The following is a 6,620-nucleotide window of genomic DNA, read 5'->3' as shown; positions in this document are numbered from 1 at the left end:
ATGTACATCTGACTAACCGCCATCGTCGGAACGCCGCCCGGAGCAGGCTCACTCCTACATTTTTTTTGCGCTGGATTTGCTAAATCACAGGCAATAAAAAACCGACCCTAAGGTCGGTTTTTTAATGACTACGTCGGATTAAGCAGCTTCTTTCAGCGCTTTGACGTGGCCATTCAGGCGGCTCTTATGGCGAGCAGCCTTGTTCTTGTGGATGATGCCTTTATCGGCCATACGGTCGATAACTGGCACAGCCAGAACGTATGCAGCTTGAGCTTTTTCAGCGTCTTTTGCGTCGATGGCTTTAACTACATTCTTGATGTAGGTGCGAACCATGGAACGCAGGCTGGCGTTGTGGCTGCGACGCTTCTCAGCCTGTTTTGCACGTTTTTTGGCGGAAGGTGAGTTGGCCACCGTCGAGCTCCTCGAAAGACTTTTTAGGAAATAGCAAACAAAATAGGCCGCGAATCATGCCGATGAGTTGAAGTCTTGTCAAGGGCACTTGAAACGTTCCGCTAAGTGGTAGGTATAAAGAGGCGGGATATTTATTTCCGGCGCTTGACCTGTAAACTCGCGAGCTTTGGCTCTGTGCTGCTGCGGCGCGGAGTATCGCACAAGTAGGCGCTTTGTTCGCCTGCTGTTTATCGACAGGCACAAATTCCCTCAATGAATCTGCTCAAATCGTTGGCCGCCGTCAGCTCTATCACGATGCTTTCCCGGATTCTGGGCTTTGTTCGTGACACGCTGATTGCCCGTACATTCGGCGCCGGGATGGCGACGGATGCCTTCTTTATTGCCTTCAAACTGCCCAATCTGCTGCGGCGGATCTTCGCCGAGGGCGCTTTCTCGCAGGCATTCGTGCCGATTCTGGCCGAATACAAGAGCCAGCAGGGCGAAGAGGCGACGCGCACGTTCATTGCCTACGTATCGGGCTTGCTGACGTTGGTGCTGGCGGTTGTCACTGCGCTGGGCATGATCGCCGCGCCTTGGGTGATCTGGGCCACCGCGCCCGGTTTTACCGATACGCCGGAAAAATTCCAGCTCACCTCCGATCTGTTGCGGGTGACCTTCCCGTATATATTGCTGATATCCCTGTCATCGCTGGCCGGGGCGATCCTCAATACCTGGAACCGTTTCTCAGTGCCGGCCTTTGTGCCAACGTTGCTCAACGTCAGCATGATTGTGTTTTCGCTGTTCCTCACGCCGTACTTCGATCCGCCGGTCATGGCATTGGGTTGGGCGGTCTTGGTCGGCGGTCTGGCGCAGTTGCTCTATCAACTGCCGCACCTGAAAAAGATCGGCATGCTGGTGCTGCCGCGTCTGAATCTGCGTGATACCGGTGTCTGGCGCGTGATGAAGCAGATGCTGCCGGCGATTCTCGGTGTCTCGGTCAGCCAGATTTCGCTGATCATCAACACGATTTTCGCCTCATTTCTGGTCGCGGGTTCGGTGTCGTGGATGTATTACGCCGACCGCTTGATGGAATTGCCATCCGGTGTGCTTGGCGTGGCATTGGGGACAATTTTGCTGCCGACGCTGGCAAAAACCTACGCGAGCAAGGATCGCCACGAATATTCGCGGATTCTCGATTGGGGCCTGCGTCTGTGCTTTGTGCTGGTGCTGCCCTGTGCGCTGGCGCTGGGAATTCTCGCTGAGCCGCTGACTGTTTCGCTGTTCCAGTACGGTCAATTCAGTGGTTTCGACGCGGAAATGACTCAGCGCGCACTGATTGCCTATTCTGTCGGTCTGCTCGGGATTATCGTGATCAAGGTGTTGGCGCCGGGCTTCTATGCGCAGCAGAACATCCGTACCCCGGTGAAAATCGCAATATTCACTCTGGTGTGCACGCAGTTGTTCAACTTGATGTTGATCGGCCCGCTGGCTCATGCCGGTCTGGCCTTGGCGATCAGCGCCGGTGCCTGCCTGAATGCCGGGTTGCTGTTCTATCAACTGCGCAAGCAGCAGATGTATCAGCCGCAACCGGGTTGGGCCAAGTTCGCCTTCAAGCTTGTGGTCGCGGTGGCGGTGATGTCGGCGGTGTTACTGGTTGGCATGCATTTCATGCCGGCGTGGGACCAAGGGCACATGCTTGAGCGCTTCCTGCGTCTGGGCGCATTGGTCGCGGCGGGCGTGGTCGCCTATTTCGGTATGTTGCTGCTGCTTGGTTTCCGTTTGCGCGACTTCAATCGCAAGGCCTTGAGTTAAGGTTTTACCCTTTATAAACAGGCGCGGGCCGGCAGTTTTGTCGGCTCGTTCACTTTGCGTTACGGTGTTGCCTGTCGTCGACCGTCGGGTGTGGTTATAATCGACCACTTTATGAGCAAGAAGCGCGTTATGCAGCTGGTTCGAGGCCTCCACAACTTGCGCCCCCAGCATCGGGGCTGCGTCGCCACTATTGGCAACTTTGACGGTGTTCACCGTGGTCACCAGGCTATCCTGGCCCGACTGCGTGAGCGTGCGCTCGAGTTGGGCGTACCCAGCTGCGTGGTGATTTTCGAGCCGCAGCCACGGGAATTCTTTGCCCCCGAGACCGCGCCGGCGCGTCTGGCCCGCTTGCGCGACAAGCTGCAATTGCTGGCTGCCGAAGGCGTCGACCGGGTGTTGTGCCTGGCGTTCAACCAGCGCTTGAGCAAGCTCAGCGCCAGCGAGTTCGTCGACACCATCCTCGTTGATGGTCTCGGCGTGCAGCATCTGGAAGTCGGTGACGACTTCCGCTTCGGTTGCGACCGCCTCGGCGATTTCGACTTCCTGCTGCAGGCCGGGCAGATGCACGGTTTTACCGTTGAAGCGGCACAAACCGTCGAGCTGGACGGCATTCGCGTCAGCAGTACGCAGGTGCGTAATGCATTGGCTGCCGCCGATTTTGCCCTGGCCGAACGTTTGCTCGGTCGCCCGTACCGCATTGCCGGTCGCGTGCTGCATGGCCAGAAACTGGCCCGGCAACTGGGTACGCCCACTGCCAACATTCAACTCAAACGTCGTCGCGTGCCGTTCACAGGTGTGTACCTGGTGAATGTCGATATCGACGGCAAGACCTGGCCCGGTGTCGCCAATATCGGCGTACGACCCACGGTACAAGGTGATGGCAAGGCCCACCTTGAAGTCCATCTTCTAGATTTTGCCGGCGATCTGTATGACCGGCGTTTGACGGTGGTTTTCCACCAAAAGCTGCGTGAAGAGCAGCGCTTCGCCTCCCTGGAGGCATTGAAAACGGCGATCAATGCGGATGTCGCCACCGCCCGTGCACTAGCCGCACCTAGCGCCCATCGCTAATGAAGAGCCTTAAATGACCGACTATAAAGCCACGCTTAACCTTCCGGACACCGCCTTCCCAATGAAGGCCGGCCTGCCACAGCGCGAACCGCAGATCCTGCAGCGCTGGGACAGTATTGGCCTGTACGGAAAGTTGCGCGAGATTGGCAAGGATCGTCCGAAGTTCGTTCTGCACGACGGTCCTCCGTATGCCAACGGCACGATCCACATCGGTCACGCACTGAACAAGATTCTCAAGGACATGATCATCCGCTCGAAGACCCTGTCGGGCTTCGACGCGCCGTACGTTCCGGGTTGGGACTGCCACGGCCTGCCGATCGAGCACAAGGTTGAAGTGACCCACGGCAAGAATCTGGGCGCGGACAAGACCCGCGAACTGTGCCGTGCCTACGCCACCGAGCAGATCGAAGGGCAGAAGTCCGAATTCATCCGTCTCGGCGTGCTGGGCGATTGGGCCAACCCGTACAAGACCATGGATTTCAAGAACGAGGCCGGTGAAATCCGCGCCCTCGCTGAAATCGTCAAGGGCGGTTTCGTGTTCAAGGGCCTCAAGCCTGTGAACTGGTGCTTCGACTGCGGTTCGGCCCTGGCTGAAGCGGAAGTCGAGTACGAGACCAAAAAGTCCTCGACCATCGACGTCGCCTTCCCGATCGCTGACGAAGCCCAACTGGCTGCCGCGTTCGGTCTGCCGTCGCTGGGCAAACCTGCCTCGATCGTGATCTGGACCACCACCCCGTGGACCATCCCGGCCAACCAGGCGCTCAACGTTCACCCGGAATTCAACTACGCGTTGGTCGACATCGGCGACAAGCTGCTGGTACTGGCTGAAGAGCTGGTCGAAGCCTGCCTGACGCGCTATGGCGTCGAAGGCTCGGTCATCGCGACCACCACCGGTAAACAGCTGGAACTGATCAACTTCCGTCATCCGTTCTATGACCGTCTGTCGCCGGTGTATCTGGCTGACTACGTCGAACTGGGCGCTGGTACCGGCGTGGTTCACTCCGCTCCGGCCTACGGCGTGGACGACTTCGTGACTTGCAAGAAATATGGCATGGTCAACGACGACATCCTCAACCCGGTGCAGAGCAACGGCGTGTACGTGCCGTCGCTGGAATTCTTCGGCGGCCAGTTCATCTGGAAGGCCAACCCGGCGATCGTCGACAAACTGACCGAAGTCGGTGCGCTGCTGCACACCACCGTCATCGAACACAGCTACATGCACTGCTGGCGCCACAAGACCCCGCTGATCTACCGCGCCACCGCGCAGTGGTTCATCGGCATGGACAAAGAGCCAACCAGCGGTGACACCCTGCGTGTGCGCTCGCTCAAAGCCATCGAAGACACCAAATTCGTTCCGGCCTGGGGCCAGGCGCGTCTGCACTCGATGATCGCCAACCGTCCGGACTGGTGCATCTCGCGTCAGCGCAACTGGGGCGTGCCGATCCCGTTCTTCCTCAACAAGGAAAGCGGCGAACTGCACCCACGCACCGTCGAGCTGATGGAAGAAGTGGCCAAACGCGTTGAAGTCGAAGGTATCGAAGCCTGGTTCAAGATGGACGCTGCCGAGTTGCTCGGCGACGAAGCGCCGCTGTACGACAAGATCAGCGACACCCTCGACGTCTGGTTCGATTCGGGCACCACGCACTGGCACGTCCTGCGCGGTTCGCACCCGATGGGTCACGAGAGCGGCCCGCGTGCCGACCTGTACCTGGAAGGTTCCGACCAACACCGTGGCTGGTTCCACTCGTCGCTGCTGACCGGTTGCGCCATCGACAACCACGCGCCATACCGCGAACTGCTGACCCACGGTTTCACCGTTGACGAAGCCGGTCGCAAGATGTCCAAGTCGCTGGGCAACGTGATCGCGCCGCAGAAAGTCAACGATACTCTGGGCGCCGACATCATGCGTCTGTGGGTTGCTTCGACTGACTACTCCGGTGAAATGGCGGTTTCCRATCAGATCCTGCAACGCAGTGCGGACGCTTATCGTCGTATCCGAAACACCGCGCGCTTCCTGCTTTCGAACCTGAGCGGTTTCAACCCGGCTACCGACATCCTGCCGGCTGAAGAAATGCTCGCGCTGGATCGTTGGGCGGTCGACCGCACCTTGCTGCTGCAACGTGAGCTGCAAGAGCACTACGGCGAATACCGTTTCTGGAACGTTTACTCGAAGATCCACAACTTCTGCGTGCAGGAGCTGGGCGGTTTCTACCTCGACATCATCAAGGACCGTCAGTACACCACTGGCGCCAACAGCAAGGCCCGCCGCTCGGCGCAAACCGCGCTGTTCCACATCTCCGAAGCGCTGGTGCGCTGGATCGCGCCGATCCTCGCCTTCACCGCCGACGAACTGTGGGAATACCTGCCGGGCGAGCGTAACGAATCGGTCATGCTCAACACCTGGTACGAAGGTCTGACCGAACTGCCGGCCGACGTTGAACTGGGCCGCGACTACTGGGAACGCGTGATGGCGGTCAAAGTAGCGGTCAACAAAGAAATGGAAATCCAGCGCGCAGCGAAAGCTGTCGGTGGCAACCTGCAAGCCGAAGTGACGCTCTACGCCGAAGACGCCCTGAGCGCCGATCTGGCCAAGCTGAGCAACGAACTGCGCTTTGTATTGATCACTTCGACAGCCAGCGTTGCGCCGTTCGTACAGGCTCCGGCCGATGCAGTAGTGACTGAAGTCAGCGGCCTGAAGCTGAAGATCGTCAAATCGGCCTTCCCGAAATGCGCCCGTTGCTGGCACTGCCGTGAAGACGTCGGTGTGAACCCGGAGCATCCGGAAATCTGCGGTCGTTGCGTCGACAACATCAGCGGCGCTGGCGAGGTTCGTCACTATGCCTAATGCCGTTGGCCGTTTTGGACGGTTGAGCTGGCTGTGGTTGAGTTTGCTGGTTCTGGTCATCGACCAGGCCAGCAAGTTCTACTTCGAAGGCAAGCTCGAAATGTTCCAGCAGATCGTGATCATTCCTGATTACTTCAGCTGGACCCTGGCTTACAACACCGGCGCGGCGTTCAGCTTCCTGGCGGACAGCTCCGGCTGGCAGCGCTGGTTGTTCGCCCTGATCGCGATTGTGGTCAGTGCGGTGCTGGTGGTCTGGCTCAAGCGCCTGGGCCGCAACGAAACCTGGCTGGCCGTCGCTTTGGCGCTGGTGCTGGGTGGCGCGCTGGGCAATCTGTATGACCGCATTGCCTTGGGCCATGTGATCGATTTCATTCTGGTGCACTGGCAGAACCGCTGGTACTTCCCGGCGTTCAACTTCGCCGACAGCGCCATCACTGTTGGTGCGGTGATGCTGGCACTGGATATGTTCAAAAGTAAAAAGACCGGAGAAGCCGTTCATGACTGA

General features: G+C 58.6%; 5 protein-coding genes. 4 read left to right on the top strand and 1 reads right to left on the bottom strand.

Features of this window, described 5'->3' with window-relative positions; genetic code table 11:
* Positions 1-138 precede the first annotated feature (138 nt).
* Complete coding sequence (gene rpsT, locus AC1DVF_RS21870) at positions 139-411, bottom strand: 30S ribosomal protein S20 (protein WP_003228351.1); 273 nt, start codon at positions 409-411, stop codon at positions 139-141.
* Positions 412-663: 252 nt separating this feature from the next.
* On the opposite strand from rpsT, the gene murJ reads away from it, so the two are divergent.
* From murJ to lspA, 4 genes are all read left to right on the top strand, one after another.
* Positions 664-2,202, top strand: coding sequence for a murein biosynthesis integral membrane protein MurJ (murJ, locus tag AC1DVF_RS21865; RefSeq protein ID WP_099757224.1), 1,539 nt, complete (start codon positions 664-666; stop codon positions 2,200-2,202).
* A gap of 129 nt (positions 2,203-2,331) precedes the next feature.
* Positions 2,332-3,270, top strand: a complete 939-nt coding sequence (gene ribF / locus AC1DVF_RS21860) for a bifunctional riboflavin kinase/FAD synthetase (protein ID WP_174244482.1) — start codon at positions 2,332-2,334, stop codon at positions 3,268-3,270.
* A 13-nt stretch (positions 3,271-3,283) separates the two neighbouring features.
* Positions 3,284-6,115: an isoleucine--tRNA ligase gene (ileS, locus tag AC1DVF_RS21855; protein ID WP_477783125.1), complete on the top strand. Its 2,832-nt coding sequence runs from the start codon at positions 3,284-3,286 to the stop codon at positions 6,113-6,115.
* Positions 6,108-6,620 carry a signal peptidase II gene (gene lspA / locus AC1DVF_RS21850; RefSeq protein ID WP_007909836.1) on the top strand — a complete coding sequence of 171 codons (513 nt, stop codon included), beginning with the start codon at positions 6,108-6,110 and terminating at the stop codon, positions 6,618-6,620. The genes ileS and lspA overlap by 8 nt, the downstream gene beginning before the upstream one ends.

Source organism: Pseudomonas sp. P4_D7 (genome assembly GCF_056401755.1).
Note: the sequence above shows the minus strand (reverse complement) of the source record. Positions and strands in the feature narration are given on the sequence as shown.